Below are 19,409 nucleotides of genomic sequence, written 5' to 3'. Positions count from 1 at the left end.
TACAAGAATGTGTGTATGTCCTGCCATGCCGGACGGCACCTTGCCTGGGTTGGCCGCGTGCCGTTTTGCTTTTTTCCGACCCGCCTAAAAATGCGTAGTGACGGTAGTGACATAGTGACAGCATTGTTTTTAAAGGGTTTTTTGAATGTTTGCCGTAGTGACATTTCGGGGTGTCACTATGGTGACACGATAAAGTGCGCCAATCGGGGCCCCCCAAAGCCCTGCAAGCTGGTCTTGAGTCCGGCAAAGCCGGGCGCGGCTGGTGCCCGTTCGCCAGCCTGACGGGCGAATCGAGGTAAGGAATAAACTATGGCATTAACTGATCTGGGCATTAGGCAAGCCAAGCCCCAAGACAAACCGTATCAGCTGGCGGATGGCGATGCCCTGTACCTGGAAGTGACACCAGCGGGCGGCAAACGCTGGCTGTACCGTTATCGCCACCTTGGCAAGCCGTGCAAGCTGGCCTTGGGCAAATATCCTGCGGTGTCGCTAGCCGAGGCGCGGGAGAAGGCCGCAGAGGCCCGCAAGCTGCTGGCGGAAGGGCTGAACCCCGGCGAAGCCAAGAAAGCGGCCAAAATCGCCGCCAAAGAGGCCAGCACTAATGCTTTCGCCTTGCTGGCGCAAGAATGGTACGAAAAGCAGCTGCCACGCTGGACGCCGGACCACGCCCGCCGCGTATTGGAGTCACTGCAGAATGATGCCTTTCCCGACCTGGGCAACATCGCCATTACTGAGCTGACTGCACCGCAAATCCTCGCCACCGTCCGCAAGGTGGAAAAGCGCGGTGCCATCGAGACGGCAGGGCGCGTGTTGCAGCGTGTCAGCGCCGTGCTGCGCTACGGCGTACAGACGGGGCGATTGGCCATCAACCCCGCCCTTGCCCTGTCTGGCGCGCTGACCGCTGCCAAAGTGGAGCACCGGCCCGCGATGCCGCGTGGCGAGCTGCCCGAGTTTTACCGCCGACTGGCTGCGGCCAACCTTTACGAACCAACCCGCATCGCCATGCACCTGCTGGTGCTGACCTTTGTGCGACCTGGTGAATTGCGCGCGGCCCGCTGGGATGAATTCGACATCGAGCGGGCGGAATGGCGCATTCCGGCCGAGCGCATGAAAATGCGTGCCCCGCATATTGTCCCGCTATCACGCCAGGCCCTTGCCCTGCTGGAAGAATTGAAGCCGCTGACGGGGCGCGGTGCGCTGCTGTTTCCGGCCATGACCGACCACGCCAAGCCCATGAGCGAAAACACCCTGAGTTACGCGATGGGGCGCATGGGCTACCAAGGCACGGCCACCCCGCACGGCTTCCGCGCCTTGGCCTCTACCACGTTGAATGAAGAGGGGTTCAAGCCTGATGTGATCGAGCGCCAGCTTGCCCATGCCGAGCGTAACAGGGTACGCGCTGCTTATCACCGTGCCGAATACCTGGACGAACGGCGGAGTATGATGCAGTGGTGGGCCAATTTCTTGGACTGCCTGCAGGGCTTTGATGTGAAGCATTGCTCTTAGGGACTTTGTACTGATTCTAGTAAGAATTAAGAAGCAAGTGCTTGGTGACAGGGTTGGCCACACGTTGTTAGTTGAATGGTTAAGCATGCAACTTGCAAAGCCTAAGCCACTAGGCTAGTATCAAAGCATCTTTACGCGTAGGATACTGCTCTATATTTATTTTGAGTTGCTTATCCTGTCTGGCGTTTCGTCCAGACATATGTTATTGACGATTTTTAGGGTTGCGCTAAAGCACTTCCCTATCGATCCTTCGTACCTCAGGAGCGCTAGGGAAGTCTTTAGCGCATCCTTTAGGTAAAGATATTGCAGAGCGACCCCGAGTGGGTCGCTTTTTTTTCGCGAGTTTTGCATGAGCTACGATCAAGCACTAGAAAGAGAGTTTTCTTTACTTGAGCCTAAGAGCTTTGTGGCACATTTTCTTCCACCAAAAGTATTTATTTGCGGTGGGGTCGTATCACTTGACTCTAAAAGTTTGAGAAATGCAATAATTAATCATTTTGATGATAATAACGAAGATGTTTACAGTGCCATCGTGAAGGCTGAGGATTTTATAGATTATTTTCGAGATGGCGCTTATTCTGATTTATTGCAGTTTGAGAATGATATAGCAAATATTGCAACGCTAATTGTTATTTGCCTAGAAAGCCCGGGCTCTTTGGTTGAGTTGGGTATTTTTTGTACCAATCCACTAGTTTCTAATAGATTGTTGGTTATTGCACCTCAGAGAGAGATAGAAAGAAGAGACTCATTTATTTATCATGGTCCTCTTGAGAGTTTGAAGAGAAAATCCCCTGATTCGGTTATTGTCTATCCATTTCCTCAGGATGAGGATGAGGATGAGGCTGGGGAGTACGAGCACACGGAATTTATTGCGTCAGATATTGTTAGGAAATTGGAATCCTCTCAGAAAACTGAGCCCTTTGATAGCGACAATCCCGCTCATATTGCATTTCTGATCTACGAGATAGTATTAATTGCATATCCTATAAAGCTGCATGAGATTGAGTTGGCGTTAAAATGTGTTGGTATTGTTGTTGATTCTCGTACTTTGCATCGACTCCTTTATCTTTTGGATATCGTAGGGCTAGTGACGCATACTACATATAGTAGTGTTAATTATTACTATGATAAATCTAAAGGCGAGCGAAGGGTTTTTTTCGGGTTATTGAAGAATGGTGAAAAGCGTGATACTCCAGCAATGAAGGTCGCTATTAGGCAGTCGTTTGTCTTAGCCCAAGATGAGTCTTCAAAGAAGCGAACTAATGCCCTGAAGCAGATACAAAGCATTAAGCCGAGTGCACAACCAGCACAACCAGCACAACCAGCACAACCAGCACAACCAGCACAACCAGCACAATCAGCGCAACCAGCGCAACCAGCACAACCAGCACAACCAGCACAATCAGCGCAACCAGCACAACCAGCACAATCAGCACAATCAGCACAACCAGCCGATGCAGAAGGGAGGGGGCGGAATGAGAATTTCTAAAAAGTTAGCTGATGAACTTTTGCTGGACGAAGCCGAGTTACGGAAATTCTGTGCAACAGCCCCGTATCGATATAAGAAATATGAGATTCCAAAAAGAAATAGTGATAAGACTAGGTTGATTGCTCAGCCTTCTAAAGAAGTTAAGTTTATGCAGAGGCTTGTCGTAAAATATTTGCGCGATATTTTGCCTGTTAGTCGTCATGCTATGGCTTATGAGAGTGGAACTAGTATTGTAAAGAATGCAAGCATTCACAAAAATAATCCATACTTGCTGAAGATGGACTTTAAGAATTTCTTTTTGAGTATAACGCCAAGTCTTTTCTTTGGGTTGATGAGTGATGGTGGTGTTGAATTTTCGGATGATGATAAAATTTTATTGAGTAATTTGCTGTTTTGGAAGCTCAGAAGAAATAGCCCGTTAAGATTAAGTGTTGGTGCTCCGAGTTCTCCGTTTATTTCAAATGTAGTGATGTATCATTTTGATTGCTTGATGGAGAGTCAATGTGCGGCAATGCGAATTAGATATAGTAGATATGCGGATGATATGACTTTTTCGACTAGAGAAAGAGATGCTTTGTCTGAGATGCCTGGTTTTGTTCGTTCGGTTTTGAAGAGAGATTACGATGGAAAAATAAAAGTTAATAGTGAGAAGACTATATTTTTATCCAAAGCTAAAAGAAGGACTGTAACTGGCATTACTATAACAAATGATGATACTTTGTCTGTTGGTCGGGATCGTAAGAGGAATATCTCCGCAATGGTTCATCACTTTTCTCTTGGTAAGTTAAGTGCGGAGGAAGTACAGAAACTGAAAGGCTATCTGAGTTTTGTTGCGGCTGTTGAGCCAAATTTCATATATAGGATGATGTCGAAATATGGAAATAAAGTTATTGAGGCGTTGTTTATTTGAAATTTCTTATTGACTGATTAATGTGCTGCAATAGGGTAATCCCTATGCAACAGTGCAACACCCCCCTGAAAACCGTTGCAAAATCTGTTGCAAAATAGGGTATGGTGTTGCAATATTAACACCATACCCTATTGCAACGGTTTGCTGCTATGACGAAAGCGATTGCCTACCTTCGCGTCTCCACCGAAGACCAGCACATTGAAAACCAGCGTGCCGCCATTCTGGCCGCCGGATTCGAGATTGAGCGCGAATTCATCGACCTGGCTACCAGCGGCACGACCAAAGGGGAAAACCGGGACGGCTTTGCGGCCATGCTGGCTTACCTGCGTGACGGTGACACGCTGGTGGTCTTTGCGTTGGACCGGCTGGGGCGCGATACCGTGGATGTGCTGGGCACCATCAATACCCTGTCAGACAAGGGCATCCGGCTGGTGATTCTCAAACAACAATTCGACACCAGCACACCAGCGGGGCGACTGGCGCTGACCATGTTTGCCGCCTTTGCCGAGTTCGAGCATGGCTTGCGAAAAGAGCGCCAGCAAGAGGGCATCCGCCGTGCCCGTGCCGAAGGCAAGTACCAAGGGCGCAAATCCAAACTGACCGATGAACAAAAGGCCGAGCTGCGTACCCGTTACGCCGCCGGCGAGTGTCGGGCCGCGATGGCGCGGGAATACGGCATTGACCGGGCCACGGTGCACCGAATCGGCAAGGTGCAAGCGTGATGCTCAAGCCGGAGACCCTGTTTGACGCCATTGGTGGACTAGCTGTACTGGCGATGGCTGGCGGCGGGGCCGTGTTTGCCATGCTGGGCCATGGTCGGGCGTGGGATGTCGCGCTATATGGGGCCTTGGCCGGCCTTGCGCTGGGTGGCTTGTCTGTAGTGGTCGTTGTCTGGCTGGTGTCGGTGCTGTGGCGATGAGCAATGATGCCCACGTGCCATTGCCGCCGGATGCTTTCTCGCGGGATGACTCTTTTTCTTACAGGGCAGGTCCGCTGCCGATTTACCCCGTGGCTGAAATACAAGAGGCTTTGGCTGGCTGGCAGTTGCCGCCGCCGTTGCAGGCTGCCTTACTCGGTTGCGACGCCGATGACGGGGCGGTGTACCCGCCTGACCTGTTTGATTTGCTCGTTCGGGTGGGGACGAATGCGGATGATCTGACGCCGGAGCAATGGGCTGCATTGACGTACCTGCAAGGGTGTCGGGAGGGTGTGGAAGACGCAGCGGCAACAGGTGGTACGACGCCGGGCAAATTCCCGTTACTGGCTGCCGCTCGTGATCATGAGGTGTTGGACGTCCTTAGTGACGGGCAGGTTCTGTGCGTGCTGGCGACGTACCGTGTGCGTGAGTGGGCGATGGCTGCAAGGGAGGATTTACTGACGGTTCCCGACGATTACCGCGCCATGGGGGCAGGCTGGTGGAACAAGGTGAACGACAGCGGCAAGGCCCGTGCTGCTCACAACAAGCTTCGCGAACTGGCTTTTATTTGGTTTCATGACTGGTCGGTCAATGTCTGGCCAGTGGCGGCTATTGCATTGGCATTCTCTGGCAAAGCCCTGCCTGACATGGATAGTGGTTTGCCGTTTTTTGCCTATCCAACGAGCCGGGAAAAGACTGGGGGGCGCTCACCGCAAATATCAGAAGCCTTTTACAAGTCATGCCATGCGCGGTTTATGGCGGGTGAAACAGATTGCAAATCACTGGTGGACTATCTGTTGCAACAGGGCCAGAAATCCAACCGTAGCTTGACCCGCCATGCGGTGCGCTGGGCAATCAAAACTTACTCCAATTGATCTCTGCCGGATTTCACCTCCATTTCACTTTTGGGCGGTGTCGTACGATTTTCTAACACTTCCCCTGCCTTACTAGCATCCGTCCATATCGCACTACCTAGTGCGGTAATCACCTTCTAAGGAGGACGTATGCAACCCTCGCAACACCTTACCCGCGTTGAAGCGGCGGCCTATCTGGGCGTGTCAGCCTTCACTCTCAATCAATGGGCCAGTCAGGGCAAAGGCCCGCGCTCGATCAAGGTTGGCCGCCAGTGCGTTTACAAGCGTGTGGATCTGGATGCCTACAAGGCAGGCTGTAACCATCCCCAAGCCAGTCAGCCAGTGGCACAAGCGGAGATTGGTACATTGCCTGCTGGTGCTTATATCTTGCGTTTGCCACAGGTGGTGGCAATGACTGGCCTGTCCAAGTCGAGCCTGTACGGCTTGATGCGCAAGAGTCAGTTTCCTGCCTCGATCAGCCTTGGCCCGCGTGCAGTGGGTTGGCCTTCGCATCTGGTGCAACAGTGGCTGGCAGATCGGATCAACCGTGCGGAGGTGGCCGTATGAGCCCCGATACCCGCCAGCACTTTGCCGGCAGCACCCCCGATCCGCAGCGCCTTGCTCGGGCGCGGCAGGCGCTGGACCGGCTTTGCCAGCGCAGTCCGCAGATCCTGCTGATGGTGCAAAAAAGGTTGTTGGCCGAAGGCAGTGCGTTTGATCTGAATGGCTTGGCCATGCGTGCCCTGGCGGATGAGGAAGCAGGGCGGACGTTGGCCGCAAGCCCGGTGAAGGATCTGGCCACCGATGAAGTGTTGTCGATGTGCAGAAAGGGGCGGCGATGACGACAGCAGTGTGCTTTGCATTGTTCCCATTTTGCTCAGACCCGGTCCTGGTCATGGCAGCGCAGCGTGAAGGTTTTCAGTTTCAAGCAGGGGCGCTTCCCTCCGTGCTTGGGAGGCTGGTTGACGCTGCGGCCAACGTTGGCCACAATGTGCCTGTGCTGTTCAATAGCGGCACCGGGTTTGACAGCCCGAACACTAAGGCGGACACCGCCGCGCAAGCGGCTTTTTTGTGCCCGTCAATCGCCACTCGTGCGCCTTCTATGGTGGGCCGTGGTGGGGAGCCTTCGGGCTGCCGGTTCCTTAGTGCCGGTCTGTCAACCCTGCCACGCGCCTGCCACCCCCGACTGACAGCGGGGAGCGGGTCTAAACCCACTAAGGAAGCCACCATGCCTAAGCTCGCCCGCGTCTTGTTGAGCCTGTTTCCAGCTGCCGTCTCACCGGTCGCGCAACTCCCGAATGCCCCCGAAGCCGTCACCTTTGCCCGCCAGTATCTGGCACAAACGGGTCGCGCCGTGTCTGTTGTTCCGGCCAGCCGTGGCTTTGCGGTGCAAACCGTGGGAGGGCTGACAGCATGACGACGCCTGCCAATTACTTTGATGCCCTGGCCAGCAAAGCAGCCGCCCTGCGGGCCGGTGGTGCCGATCTGGCCGACTGCCAGAACCTGCAATCCGATGCCGATGATCTACGCGCCGATGTGGTCCACAGCTTGCAGGTGCTGGGCTCGCTGATGAGCAATCACGGCTACGCCACTGTCGGCGACGAAGCCGCGCTATTCCCCAAGGTTGGCAGCATGGTGCGCGTGTTGGGCGATCTGCTGGACTACGCCAACCGGCTGGACATTGCCGCCAGCAACACCGCCATGACCCATGGCCAGTCTGCGACTGCTGGCCAAGCGGCTTCGTACCAGACCCACTAAGGACAATCCGATGACAACAACAACCTTCCCTCAAAACGGGCAGGCAGCCACCGGCTTGCCTTTTGATTCTGCGCTGCGTGGTGCGGCACCGGCTTTTCATGATGGCCAAGACCTGGCGCTAGAGCTGCTGACCTATGTGGCCACGGTACAGACGCTGCCGGATTACTCGGAATTGCAGCGCCAGAACATGGGCCGTGCCGCGCTGTGTGGTTTTCTGTTGCCACTACTGCCGTTGATGGCCGAGGCACTGGAGCTGTTTGCGGATGATGCCCGGGCGGGCTTGCTGGCGGGGCTGATCGAGGACGTTGCCCACGGCGCTGCACTGGCACTGGATCAGGCAAAAGGCGGGGGTGGCTTATGACGACGCCGAAGCGATTGCCGTTTGCCGAGGTAAACCGCGCCGCGTTGGCCGGCCTGGCGCGGGTGTTGGATTGGGCGGGTGTGCACTGGCAGCAGCATGGCCACGAATGCCAGATGCTGAACCCACAGCGTAGCAACGATGATGGCTTCGGTTCGTTCAGTATCAATGCCAATAGCGGCGTGTGGGCGGACTTTGCCAGCGGTGACAAGGGCGGGGATGTGGTGAGCCTCGTTGCCTACTTGAAGGGCTATGGCCAAGGGGAGGCGTGCAAGGATCTGGCGCGATTGTTCGGGGTGATGGCCGGTGATGCCTCGCCGGCGGTTGCCGCCGCGCCGTTGCCCGCTGCTACGCCCAAGGTGGCGGACAGTGTGCCGGTGCTGCCGATCCCTGCCGAGCTGCTGGGGGCGATGCCGAAGGGTAAGTATCGCCACCCCGGCAAGGTGGTGCAGGTGTGGCGCTACAACGATGCCGCCGGCCTGCCGCTGGTGTTCTTGGTGCGGCTGGAGCCGGGCGCCAATGGCCGCAGCAAGGACTACTACCCGTTGTCAGTGTGGCAGGACGTGGCCAGCGGCAAGCGCGAATGGCGGTGGAAGAACGTGCCGACGCCGCGCCCGCTGTACGGGCTGGACAGGTTGGCCGCACACCCGGACGCGCCGGTGGTGATCTGCGAGGGCGAGAAAGCGGCCGATGCTGCCGCCAAGCTACTGCCCGAGCATGTGGCAGTGTGCTGGATGAACGGGGCCGAGGCGGTGGCCAAGGCCGACTTTGCCCCGCTGGCTGGCCGGCATTGCCTGATCTGGCCGGATAACGATGCCCCGGGGCAGGCGGCGGCGGATGCGGTGGCGGCGGCGCTGGTCAAGGTGGGGGCGGCGGCGGTTGACCTGGTGAACGTGGCCAGCTTTGCCGGGTTTTCAGCCGGTGCACAGGATGGTGTGCCGGTGCTGATCGAGGTGGGCGAATGGCAGGACGGTGACGATGCGGCGGATGCGCTGGCGCGGGGCTGGACGGCGGGGCATATCGCGCTGTTGCAGACGGCCGGGGTGTGGCTTGTTGGTGGTGCTGCCCCGGCTTTGCCGGCTGCGGCCAACGTTGTCCCCGATGCATTACCGCCTGACAGCAAAGATAGTGCCGTGCCAGCTGGGCAAGCGGACACCGGTCAGCCTGCTACCGGCAAGGCAAAGAAAACGGCGCCCAAGCGCCCGCAAGGTGGCGGCGGGGTGGGCAGCCCGTTCCGCGTCACCGATAGCGGGGTGTGGTTCCAGACCGAGGATATGGACGGTCCGCTGTGGATTTGCCGCAAGCTGGACATCATCGCCCGCACCCGTGACAAGGGCGGCGACAACTGGGGGCTGCTGGTGCGTTTTGCCGACCCGGACGGCACGGTGAAGGAATGGAACATTCCTGCCGAACTGTTGGCGGCGTCGGAAGGGGCTGAGGTGGTGAAGGGCCTGATGTCGCGTGGACTCTTGATCGGGGCCGGCCCCAAGGCCAAGCAGCGGCTGCTGGAATACCTGTGCCGCTACGATGGCAGCGAGCGGGCGACGATTGTTAGCCGGCTGGGCTGGCATGATGGCGCGTTCCTGTTGCCGGATGGCCAGCTGGGCGACAGCGCGGAATCGCTGGTGTTTCAAGCCAGCGGCAAGCAGCGCGAGGTGATGCAGTGCGCCGGCACGCTGCAGGACTGGCAACAGCAGGTGGCGCGTTACTGCGTGGGCAACAGCCGTCTGGCGTTCGCGGTGTCTGTGGCGTTCGCCGGGCCGCTGCTGGACGTGATCGGCGGCGAGTCGGGCGGCTTTCACTTCTATGGCGACAGCTCACAAGGCAAGACCACGCTGCTGCAGGTGGCGGCCAGCGTGTACGGCACGCCCGGCTTTTTGCAGACCTGGCGTGCGACGGATAACGCCATCGAGGCGATTGCGGCGGCGTACTCCGATTGCCTGCTGCCGCTGGACGAGATCCACCAGTGCGACCCGCGCATTGTTGGGGAAACGGTGTACATGCTGGGCAACGGCCGGGGCAAGACCCGCGCCAATGATCGCGGTGGCAGCCGGGGCAATGTGGCCGAGTGGCGCTTGCTGTTCCTGTCCAGCGGGGAAAAGACGCTGGCCGCACACATGGCCGAGGCGCGCAAGGAAATGAAGGCCGGCATGGAGATTCGCATGTTGGCGGTGCAGGCCGATGCCGGGCAGTCGCTGGGGCTGTTCGATGATCTGCACGACAAGGGCAGCGGCAAGGCGCTGGCCGATCACCTGAAAGCTGGTATTGCCAAGTTCCACGGCACGGCAGCCCGGGCTTATATCGGGCGGCTGGTGTTGGAGCGTGGCCAGCTGGGGGCGGTAATCCGCCAGCAGCTGACCCGCTTTTGCGATGAGGTGCTGCCGGGTGACGCGCACGGGCAGGCGCATCGCGCCGCGTCACGCTTTGCGCTGGTGGCGGTGGCCGGTGAGCTGGCCAGCATGTGGGGCGTGACAGGTTGGCCGCAAGGCGCGGCATGGAGTGCGGCCAAGGTGTGCTTTGCCGACTGGCTGAAAGCGCGCGGCACCACGGGCAACAAGGAGGATGCGGACATGCTGGCCAAGGTGCGGCTGTTCTTCGAGCAGAACGGCGAGGCGCGCTTCACGCGCTTGTCGGTGGAGACGGTGTTGCACGAGGAGGATGGCCAAGCGGCGGACCCGGACGACCACGCCCCCAAGACGATCAACCGCTGTGGCTATCGCGTGAAAGACAAGGTGTCCGGCCTGATCAAGTTCTATGTGTTGGCCGAATCGTTCCGCAACGAGGTGTGCGCCGGGCTGGACGTTGGCCGCGTGTGCAAGCTGCTGCAGGCGGCCGGGGCGTTGGAAGTCACCAAGGGCGCCGGCTACATGCTGCAGGTCCGCACCACGCCGGAAGCGAAGTACAGCAAAAGTGGGCGGGCCAAGGTGTATTGCGTGACCTCTAACTTGTTCGATGCTGGTGGTGATGACCTGGCAGGGGAGGCCGCATGAGCGATCTTGCTGATTGGTTTGCCGGTATCGACAGCCTGCCACTCGCCACCCCAGACCGCCCCGCCGATGCCGCCGTGGCGGTTTTGCCTTCTACCGGTCCGGATCTGCTGTCGTTAGCGTGGTGTGATGACAGCATGGTGGAGATGCGCGGGATCGGCAGTGATCCGTCCGGGACGTTGCCCTTGTTGTGCCGGGGCTGCAAGGGGTTGGTGCAGGGGCGCTGTACGGTGCTGGCCACGACACCGGACTATGGTAGCGCTGCGCTATGCCGTCGTTTTGTACCGCGAGTCGGGGTCAGGGTTGGGCGCTGCTGGTTGTGGCGGGTGCAACTAGAGGGCAGACGGCTGGTGTGGTGGTGCAGCACGCCGCCCCTTGGCCAAGCAGAAGCCATCCGGCGCGTGCGACAGCTGTATGGCGAGGCAGTACTGTCGGTGTGGCCGGTGCCCGGGGTGGAGGAGATTCCCGCTGAGTAGTTAGCGAGAGTCATGTCTAGTCGCGCCCGTTTGCTGCCCTTGGGTAGCCGGCGGGCGTTTCCCATTGTGGCGTGCCCCTTGCCCTGCCAGCGGCCGTGCCTTGGGAGTTAGCCGTGTCACCATAGTGACGCCCAGAAATGTCACTACGGGCAATCAGCTTGAGAGCCTTATGAATCAAGGGTGGTGCTATGTCACCACTGTCACTACGTATTTTGAGAGGGTAGGAAAAGCCGCCGTCAAGCATGGCGCGGTGTGCATTCAGCGTATGCGGTTGCATTTTTTGTTTGCAGGTCTGGGGGTAGGAAGAGCCGGGGACCCTGGCAGTTTTACTCTTAGTACGAGGCAAGAGACTCGCGGCGCTCGCTTAGCCGCTGCCCCTTGTAGTTAGTGAAATTTCACCCGGGGTGAAATCAGGCTGAACGTGGTGAAAAATGGTTATCGGTGTGGACGATGTGCATCCAGCGTGCCATAGGTGTGTACCTTTTTGTGTACCTTTCTAGTTTTCACGATGCAAGAGTGCTTGACTGGAAAGGCTTTCCGGGCATAATTCGATAGAGGCCCCGGCACCACGAAAAAATCTGAAGCACCGCATCAAACCCGCACAGCACAAGGCTCTGCGGGTTTTTTGTTGTCCGCTTTTCGCCGCGCTGTACTGGCCTTCTCCAGTATGTGGCCGCTTACGGTCGGCTATAAACACAGCTCAGGGTGCGGATTGCCCGCCCCGATGAGGCCACGCGGCTGCACGTCCCGCTGCGGACGTCGCCGCGGCGGCGTGCTTATCCATCCGGAACAGGATTCCCCATGTCACTTGTCGATACCCACTTGCATCTGGATGCGGCGGAGTTTGCGGCCAACCGTGCGCAGCTGTGGCAACAGGCGCGCGCCGGCGGCGTCAGCCATGCCATCGTGCCGGCGGTGATGGCGGACACCTTCGACGAGGTGCTGGCGATGCGGGAACAGTTCGGCGTCGATGTCGCCTTCGGCCTGCATCCTCTGTATCTGGTGCAGCATCGGGACGAGCATCTGGCACTGCTGACCGACTACCTGGCGCGGCAGCGTCCGGTCGCGGTCGGCGAGTGCGGGCTGGATTTCTTTGTGCCGGGGCTGGATCCGCAGCAGCAGGAATACTGGCTGCAGGCACAACTGAAGCTGGCGCGCCGCTTCGAGCTGCCGGTGATCCTGCACGCGCGCCGCTCGCACGACCGCATCCTCAAATACCTGCGCCAGCACAAGGTGCCCGGCGGCGTGGTGCACGCGTTCAACGGCAGCGTCCAGCAGGCGAATGCCTTCATCGAGCTGGGTTTCTGCCTCGGTTTTGGCGGCGCGATGACCTACCAGGGCTCGCAACGCATCCGCAGGTTGGCCGCAACGCTGCCGCTGTCGGCGATCGTGCTGGAGACCGACGGTCCGGACATCCCGCCGGAGTGGGCACCGGCGGTGCCGAACACGCCGGACAATCTGCCCCGTATTGCCGCGGTGCTGGCCGCGCTACGCGGCGTGCCGCTGGCCGATATCGCCGCCGCGACGGCGGCGAATGCGGCGCGGGTGTTCCCGGCCATGCGGGTCCCGTAGCGCCTGCGTCGACCGCCCGTGCGGCGGACGTAAAAAAAGTGGCCGGATGAACCGGCCACTTTGCGTTGGGCGTACTACCTTACTTATTACTTATGGTTTCGGCTTGGCGACGCGACGCTTGACGGCGGCCTTCGGCTTCACCGCACCCATCGGCGCCTGTTCCTGGAAGGTCACCACCACGCGGCGGTGGCTCGGATCGGTCGGGGCCAGGTTAGGCAGCAGCTTGCTGCTGCCGTAACCGACGCTGTCCAGACGGTCCGCCGGCACCCCCTTGGTGATCAGGTAGTCGCGTACCGCGGCGGCGCGGCGCTGCGACAGCGGCAGGTTGTGGCTGGCGCCACCGGTGGTGTCGGTGTGGCCTTCGACCACGAAGCGCTTGCTGCCCAGTTCCGGCATCAGCAGGGTGCTGGCCAGCTGGTCCAGGGTCGCATTGCTTTCCGGACGGATGCGCGCCGAATCCAGGTCAAACTGGACCTGCACGTTCACCGAGACATTGCGCTCGATGGCCGACGGGGTGGTCTTGGCGACGATGGTGTCGTCGGTGAAGGACTTGGCGGCGATCTTGCTCTTGTCCAGCGGCGAGGCCGGGGTGTAGTCGGACGGGCAGGCCGGCACGGTCAGGTCGTCGACGCTGGCCAGCGAGCTGTCCTGCGGCTTGATCTGCAGCACCTCCAGCAGGCGGCCGGATTCGCCCAGCACGCGGTAGATCGCCAGCTGCTGGTTCAGTTCGGCATTGAGCAGCTCGCGGCGGGCGTCGAACAGCTCGTTTTCGCTGTCCAGCAGGTCGAGCAGGGTGCGCTGGCCGATGTCGAACTGGCGGCGATAGGCGTCGCGCGCCTTTTCGGTAGACAGCTGGTGCTGGCGTAGCGCGTCGAGCTGGCTGCTCAGCTTCGATACGTCGTTGTAGGCGATGCTGACCTGCTGGCGCATGTCGCGGCAGGCCTTGATGCCCAGTGCCTCGGCTTCGCTCTGGCGCTCGGCGGAGGAGGCCAGACGGGCGCGGTCGGCGCCGCCACGGAACAGGTTCATGTTCAGCACCAGTTCCACGGCCTGCTGCGAATTGCGGCCGCTGATGCCGTCCTCGTTATTGGTGACATCCTTGGTGGCGCGCAGGTCCAGTGTCGGCGAGAAGGCGCCGCGACGGACGCGGACATCCGCTTCGGCCGCGCGGTAAAAGGAACGGGCAGCCAGCAGCATCGGGTTGTGCTTGTCCGCCAGCGGCATCAGCTGGTCGCCGGCCGGCAGCAGGCTCAGGTCCAGCACCGGCAGTTTCAGCTCGGCCGGCGGTGCCGCACCGATGATGCGGGCGTAACGTGCCGAGACATCGTGCAGGTTGGAGATCTCGTTGATCAGGTTGGATTCGGCCAGGCCGAGACGGCCATTGATCTGTTCCAGGTCCACGCGGCGGCCGACGCCCTGCGTCACGCGCTGCAGGATCTGTTCGTAGATGCCCTTGTGGATGGCGTAGTTGTCTTCGGCGATCTCGACCAGCTTGCTGTAGCGCACCACGTCGATGAAGGCGCGCGACGCTTCCAGACCCTGCTGTTCGGTGGCGGCCAGGTACTCGAAATAGCGGGCGCGGCTGGTATAGTCCATCTGCTTGACCTGGTTCACGGTCATGAAACCCTGGAACAGGTTCTGGTTCAGCGTGGCGGTGTAGCCGTGGCGGTTGAACGAACGGCTGACGACAGAGCCGTCGGTCTGCGGCTCGCGCAGGCGCTCGCGACCGGTGTTGTAGCTGAGGTCGACGGTCGGGAAGAAGCCGGCGCTGGCGACGCCCTTCTCTTCCGCGGTAGCGCGGAAGTTGTACCACTTCATGCCGACTTCCGCGTTGTTTTGCACCGTTTGCGTGATGGCATCCTTTAATTCGAGCGCAAAGGATGCGGAAGGGATAACCATGGTCAATAATGCGGCCAGGGTACAACCGTAGAGGTGGTTGCGGCGGAAGTTCATGATAGCCTCGACATGCCAGTAATTATTAATCGGACAGTTGCAAGTAATTTAAACATCAACTTAAGACAATGTATTGTCGGAAGTGATTTAAGCAGTGTCAAGGGAAAGATAGTTCACCATTGACGATATAGATAGGCGGATTTCCATACAGGTCACGGCCCGCATGCTTGGCAACAGTTCCATTCACAAGATCACAGTCTGCGCGGCGACGCTGTCCCGGTGTTGGGGGAAAGCCTTGCTGGCCATGCCTTTGCTGCTGGCACTGGCCGGGTTGGTGCTGGCGGAGCTGAGCGCGGAGCGGGTGCAGCAGCTGTACGGCGGGCAGGCGCTGCGTGTTTACCGCGACTGGCAGCAATTGCTGTTGCAACTGCGTCGCGATAGCAATGAGATCAACCGGATACAGAGTGTAAATCAATTCTTTAATCAGAAGTTGAAATACATTGAAGATCCGGAGTTGTGGCGGCAGGCCGACTACTGGGCGACGCCGCTGGAAAGCATGGCCAAGGGCGCCGGTGACTGCGAGGACTTTGCGCTGGCCAAGTACTTCACCCTGCGCGAGCTGGGCGTGGCGCCGCAGAAACTGCGCATGATCTATGTCCGTGCCCGTATCGGCGGCCCGGCCAGCCCCATTACCCAGGCGCACATGGTGCTGGCATACTATGCCGAGCCGACCGCCGAGCCGCTGGTGCTGGACAACCTGATTTCCAGCATCAAGCCGGCCTCGCAGCGCGGCGACTTGCAGCCGGTGTTCAGCTTCAACGCCGACGGCATCTGGGTCGGCGCGGGCGCGGCCCCCAATTCCAGTGTCGACCGGCTGACCCGCTGGCGACAGTTGATCGACAAAATGAAGGCCGAAGGCTTTATTACCTGAAAGCGGCACCGATGAAACGCGTTTCCCTGATTCAACAGCTCTGGTTTCTGGTGGTGGCGGCGGTGGTGCTGGCGGCGGCGGGCAGCCTGACCGCCAACCTGTTCAACGCCCGCAACTACCTGCAGCAGCAGCTGGCGGCGCAGAGTGCCGATGCGGCCAACTCGCTGGCGTTGCTGATCACCCAGAACCAGGCCGATCCGGCGATGGGCGAGACTCTGATCAACGCCGCCTTCGATCAGGGCCACTTCCGTCGCATTTCCTGGATCGGTGCCGACGGCAAGCCGCGGGTGCAGCGCGTCAATGCCTACCAGTCCGGCAGCGCGCCGGCGTGGTTCCGCAACATCTTCACCCTGGCGCCGACGCCGGCGCGGGCGATGGTCAGCAGCGGCTGGATGCAGGCCGGCACCATCGAGGTGGAGAGCGAGGCCGGCTACGCCTACGCCTCGCTGTGGGAGGGGGCGCTGCAGGTATCGTTCTGGGTGCTGATCGCCGGGCTGGTGGTGGGCGCCATCGGTTCCTTCGGCGTCAATACCATCCGCAAGCAACTGCTGGGCGTGGTCAATCAGGCCAAGGCGATTACCCAGCGCCGTTTCGTCACCATCCCCGAACCGCCGGGCCCGGAAATGGGGCGGCTGGCGCAGGCGATGAATGCGATGGTGATCCGCGTGAAGGTGATGTTCGAGGAGGAGGCCGCGCGGCTGGAGGTGCTGCGCCGCCAGGTGAACTTCGACAGCGTCACCGGGCTGGCCAACCGCCAGTTCTTCATGGGCCGTCTCGGCGCCGACCTGCAGGAGCGCGAGGACGAGCGCGGCGTGCTGCTGCTGATGCGCATCGAGGCGCTGGCCGACATCAACAGCAAGCTGGGCCGGCCGCTGACCGACGAGATGCTGGGCCAGTTCGGCGCCGTGCTGCGCGACCCGCAGCGCTTTGGTGTCGACAGTCAGGCCGGGCGCCTCAACGGCGCCGATTTCGCGCTGCTGTTGCCGGCGAGCCAGGCCGAGGCCGCCAGCCTGCAGCAGCTGCACGACGAGCTGCACGCGCTGCTGAGCAGCTTTGCCGCGCAGCCGGTCGCGCTGGCGATGGCGGCGACCGACCTGCGCGACGGCGACACCGTGCGCGACATCATGTCGCGGCTGGACCAGGCGCTGGCACAGTCCGAGTTTGCCGCCGGCGTGCGCATCGAGATGGCCGGCAGCAACGTCGACAAGCCGCCGGCGCCGACCGCGGAGGTGTGGGGGGGCATGCTCGATCAGGCGCTGCAGGAAGGCGACGACCTGCGTCTGGTGCGCTTTGCGGTGCGCGACCGCCACGGCGCGCTGCTGCACGAGGAGGCGCCGCTGCGCCTGCGCCAAGGCGAGGCGTGGCTGCCGGCCGGCCAGTTCATGCCGATGGCGATCCGTACCCGGCGCGTGGCGGGGCTGGATCTGGCGGCGGTGGCGATGGCGCTGCGGCAGCTGGCGGCCGAGCCGGACTGTCCCGGCATCGCCGTCAACCTGGCGGCAGAGTCGCTGGCCAGCGAGCACTTCCAGCGCCAGCTGGTGGCGCAGATCCGCGAGCACGGCCACAGCGCCGCGCGGCTGTGGTTGGAGATGCCGGAGGCCGGCATCCTGCCGCGCTTCGACGCGTTCCGCGCGCTGTGCCTGGCGCTGGGCGAGCTGCCGTGCAAGTTGGGTATCGAGCACTTTGGCCGCCAGTTCAGCCTGATCGGCCAGCTGCACGACCTGGGTATCGACTACCTGAAGGTCGACGGCAGCTTCGTGCAGGACATCCACCAGCACGCCGGCAACCAGGTGTTCCTGAAGGGGGTGTGCAATATCGCGCACAATATCGGCCTCGGCGTGATCGCCGAAGGGGTGAAGCAGGAGCCGGAACAGCGGATGCTGTTCGAACTGGGCTTTGACGGCGTCACCGGCCCGGCGATCCGCTGACGGTCGCGCCTGTCACCTCGCCTGTGGCCGGACATGCGGTAAGGTTGGCCGCAAGGTCCGGCGACCGGGTTTTCACCGGCGCCCCACGAAAAACGCCGCCCGATGGGGCGGCGTTTTGCATGGTGTGCGGCAGAGCCGGATCAGAGCTGCTGGATGCCGGCGATCAGCCACTTGGCGCTGTTGCTGTCGTCCTTCACGTAGTGCCACACCTCGCTGAACGGTACCGGCGCGGTGCCGACGCTTTCGCTGACGGTGCCGCTGAAGCGGACGCTGGCGATCATGCGGCCGCCTTCGTTGACGGCTTCGATCACGGTGCAGTCCAGCTGCGGGAAGTCGGCCGCTTCGGTGTTGCCGCTGATGTCGTCACGCAGCGCGTTGAACAGCTCCGGCGTCATGTACTTGCGCACCTCTTCCAGGCTTTCCGCCGAGTTCAGGTTCTGCAGGTGCAGGAAGGTGGCCTTGGCCTGGCGCAGGAAGTGCGGGATCTCGGTACCGTCCGGCAGGCGCTGCAGGCTGACCGGTGGCGGGGTCAGCCCGCTGCCACCTTGCGGCTGCATGCCGGAGCCGATAGGCGGAATGGCGCCGTTGGGGCCGGCAGCGGCCGGTTCGAAGCGGCTGGCGTTCGGTACCGACATCGGACGTGGTGCCTGCTGGCGCTGGCGGGCGGCGCGGTTGCGCAGGAAGGACAGCAGGGCGAGACCGCCGAGGCCGCCTGCCAGGATGCCCAGCCACGGGAAATCGCCATCGCCGCCAAAGGCGGAGCTCAGCATGTAGCCGGCGGCGGCGCCGACGGCGCCGGCGGCCAGCATGCCACCGATGCCGGAACCTTTTTGCTGGCCGGCGGCGGCCGGTGCCATCGGTGCGGCAGGCTGGGCCGGGGCGGCGCTAGGTTGCTGGTAACTTTGGGTCGGGGTGGCACGCTGCATGCCGGCACTACGGCCTTTCCCCAGTCGCGCGGCGTCGGCAAATGGCGCCGCCAGTACGCTAATGAGTGAGAGGGCCAGCAAAGCGGTCTTCGCTCGGGAAGTCATGTTGTCAATCTCCAGTGTAAACGGCACATCCGTGTTCGGAGGGTCCGGACGCAGTTCGACCGGGTGCCGAGTGGGTTAGTTCTGGGTGGGTGGGTTTATTTCAAGTACCGTCGCCACATTATCGGCAATGCTGAATACGATGTTGCAGCCGGCCAGCCGCATGCCGTAGCGCCGCTGCGGGTCGTCCTGATAGGCGGGGCGCGGGTCCTGTGCCAGCACCTCTGCTATCAGCTGTGGTAGCCACGCCGGGGCTTGCGGCCAAGCTTGCAGCTGCGCGCGTGCCGTCTCGTCCCAGCGCACCGTCAGCTGCGGCGGCGGGCCGTCGACGAAGCCGCCGCGGGCGTCGGGCTTGGCTTCCACGAACGGGATGTAGGGCTTGATGTCCAGCACCGGCGTGCCGTCGAGCAGGTCGGCACCGGCCAGCTGTAGGGTGACGCCGTGGCGGGTGTCGATGCCCTGCAGTGCCACCAGTGACAGCCCGAGGCCGTTGGGACGGTGGGTGGCGCGGCTGGCGAACACGCCGACCTTGCTGTTGCCGCCCAGCCGCGGCGGGCGCACCAGCGGCTGCCAGCCGCGCGCCAGCGTGTCGTGAAACACGAAGGTCAGCCACACGTGGGAGAAGTCTTCCAGCCCGCGCACGCAGTCGGGCTGGTTGTAAGGCGGCAGCAGTTCCAGCGTGACCGGAGCGGACGGGGCCAGCGCCGGCTGGCGCGGGATGCCGAATTTTTCCTGGTACGGCGAGTGGATGATGCCGACGGGGGTGACCGAATATTCCATCCCGCGATTGTAGCAGCGCGGTC

The 19,409-nt window shown here is 61.0% G+C and carries 19 protein-coding genes; 16 read left to right on the top strand and 3 right to left on the bottom strand.

Annotated features, from left to right (window positions below; all coding sequences use genetic code 11):
- Window positions 1-309 precede the first annotated feature (309 nt).
- From IE100_RS15440 to IE100_RS15375, 14 genes are all read left to right on the top strand, one after another.
- Entirely contained in the window at window positions 310-1,506 is a 1,197-nt protein-coding gene (locus IE100_RS15440; RefSeq protein ID WP_189375412.1) for a tyrosine-type recombinase/integrase, read from the top strand.
- A 349-nt stretch (window positions 1,507-1,855) separates the two neighbouring features.
- Window positions 1,856-2,995, top strand: coding sequence for a retron St85 family effector protein (locus tag IE100_RS15435; RefSeq protein ID WP_189375411.1), 1,140 nt, complete (start codon window positions 1,856-1,858; stop codon window positions 2,993-2,995).
- Complete coding sequence (locus IE100_RS15430) at window positions 2,982-3,905, top strand: retron St85 family RNA-directed DNA polymerase (RefSeq protein WP_189375410.1); 924 nt, start codon at window positions 2,982-2,984, stop codon at window positions 3,903-3,905. The genes IE100_RS15435 and IE100_RS15430 overlap by 14 nt, the downstream gene beginning before the upstream one ends.
- A 149-nt stretch (window positions 3,906-4,054) precedes the next feature.
- A complete protein-coding gene (locus IE100_RS15425) occupies window positions 4,055-4,627 on the top strand; it encodes a recombinase family protein (protein WP_189375409.1) in 573 nt (190 codons plus the stop codon).
- Complete coding sequence (locus tag IE100_RS15420; RefSeq protein WP_189375408.1) at window positions 4,627-4,824, top strand: hypothetical protein; 198 nt, start codon at window positions 4,627-4,629, stop codon at window positions 4,822-4,824. The genes IE100_RS15425 and IE100_RS15420 overlap by 1 nt, the downstream gene beginning before the upstream one ends.
- Window positions 4,821-5,696, top strand: coding sequence for a hypothetical protein (locus IE100_RS15415; protein ID WP_189375407.1), 876 nt, complete (start codon window positions 4,821-4,823; stop codon window positions 5,694-5,696). The genes IE100_RS15420 and IE100_RS15415 overlap by 4 nt, the downstream gene beginning before the upstream one ends.
- A 129-nt stretch (window positions 5,697-5,825) precedes the next feature.
- A complete protein-coding gene (locus tag IE100_RS15410) occupies window positions 5,826-6,242 on the top strand; it encodes a helix-turn-helix transcriptional regulator (RefSeq protein ID WP_189375406.1) in 417 nt (138 codons plus the stop codon).
- Window positions 6,239-6,517 carry a hypothetical protein gene (locus IE100_RS15405; protein WP_189375405.1) on the top strand — a complete coding sequence of 93 codons (279 nt, stop codon included), beginning with the start codon at window positions 6,239-6,241 and terminating at the stop codon, window positions 6,515-6,517. Before IE100_RS15410 ends, IE100_RS15405 begins: the two co-directional genes overlap by 4 nt.
- Before the next feature lie 386 nt (window positions 6,518-6,903).
- The gene (locus tag IE100_RS15400; RefSeq protein WP_189375404.1) at window positions 6,904-7,092 is read left to right on the top strand and encodes a hypothetical protein; all 189 of its coding nucleotides are present in this window, start codon (window positions 6,904-6,906) and stop codon (window positions 7,090-7,092) included.
- Window positions 7,089-7,433: a hypothetical protein gene (locus IE100_RS15395; protein WP_189375403.1), complete on the top strand. Its 345-nt coding sequence runs from the start codon at window positions 7,089-7,091 to the stop codon at window positions 7,431-7,433. Before IE100_RS15400 ends, IE100_RS15395 begins: the two co-directional genes overlap by 4 nt.
- Window positions 7,434-7,443: 10 nt before the next feature.
- Entirely contained in the window at window positions 7,444-7,794 is a 351-nt protein-coding gene (locus tag IE100_RS15390; RefSeq protein ID WP_189375402.1) for a hypothetical protein, read from the top strand.
- The gene (locus IE100_RS15385) at window positions 7,791-10,781 is read left to right on the top strand and encodes a DUF927 domain-containing protein (RefSeq protein WP_189375401.1); all 2,991 of its coding nucleotides are present in this window, start codon (window positions 7,791-7,793) and stop codon (window positions 10,779-10,781) included. The genes IE100_RS15390 and IE100_RS15385 overlap by 4 nt, the downstream gene beginning before the upstream one ends.
- Entirely contained in the window at window positions 10,778-11,254 is a 477-nt protein-coding gene (locus IE100_RS15380; protein WP_189375400.1) for a hypothetical protein, read from the top strand. Before IE100_RS15385 ends, IE100_RS15380 begins: the two co-directional genes overlap by 4 nt.
- Before the next feature lie 801 nt (window positions 11,255-12,055).
- A complete protein-coding gene (locus IE100_RS15375; protein WP_189375399.1) occupies window positions 12,056-12,826 on the top strand; it encodes a TatD family hydrolase in 771 nt (256 codons plus the stop codon).
- A 90-nt stretch (window positions 12,827-12,916) separates the two neighbouring features.
- Here IE100_RS15375 and IE100_RS15370 read toward each other — a convergent pair whose 3' ends face one another.
- A complete protein-coding gene (locus IE100_RS15370) occupies window positions 12,917-14,725 on the bottom strand; it encodes a TolC family outer membrane protein (protein WP_189375427.1) in 1,809 nt (602 codons plus the stop codon).
- A 298-nt stretch (window positions 14,726-15,023) separates the two neighbouring features.
- Here IE100_RS15370 and IE100_RS15365 point away from each other — a divergent pair, with 298 nt between their 5' ends.
- Window positions 15,024-15,650 carry a transglutaminase-like cysteine peptidase gene (locus tag IE100_RS15365; protein ID WP_189375398.1) on the top strand — a complete coding sequence of 209 codons (627 nt, stop codon included), beginning with the start codon at window positions 15,024-15,026 and terminating at the stop codon, window positions 15,648-15,650.
- Window positions 15,651-15,661: 11 nt separating this feature from the next.
- Entirely contained in the window at window positions 15,662-17,578 is a 1,917-nt protein-coding gene (locus tag IE100_RS15360; protein WP_189375397.1) for a bifunctional diguanylate cyclase/phosphodiesterase, read from the top strand.
- A gap of 140 nt (window positions 17,579-17,718) precedes the next feature.
- Here IE100_RS15360 and IE100_RS15355 read toward each other — a convergent pair whose 3' ends face one another.
- The gene (locus IE100_RS15355; protein WP_189375396.1) at window positions 17,719-18,609 is read right to left on the bottom strand and encodes a Tim44 domain-containing protein; all 891 of its coding nucleotides are present in this window, start codon (window positions 18,607-18,609) and stop codon (window positions 17,719-17,721) included.
- A gap of 75 nt (window positions 18,610-18,684) precedes the next feature.
- Window positions 18,685-19,386: a tRNA (N6-threonylcarbamoyladenosine(37)-N6)-methyltransferase TrmO gene (gene tsaA, locus IE100_RS15350; protein ID WP_189375395.1), complete on the bottom strand. Its 702-nt coding sequence runs from the start codon at window positions 19,384-19,386 to the stop codon at window positions 18,685-18,687.
- Between the last annotated feature and the right edge of the window lie 23 nt (window positions 19,387-19,409).

This window comes from Vogesella alkaliphila (assembly GCF_014652475.1).
GTDB lineage: Bacteria > Pseudomonadota > Gammaproteobacteria > Burkholderiales > Chromobacteriaceae > Vogesella > Vogesella alkaliphila.
This window is presented reverse-complemented; position numbering and strand designations above follow the sequence as displayed.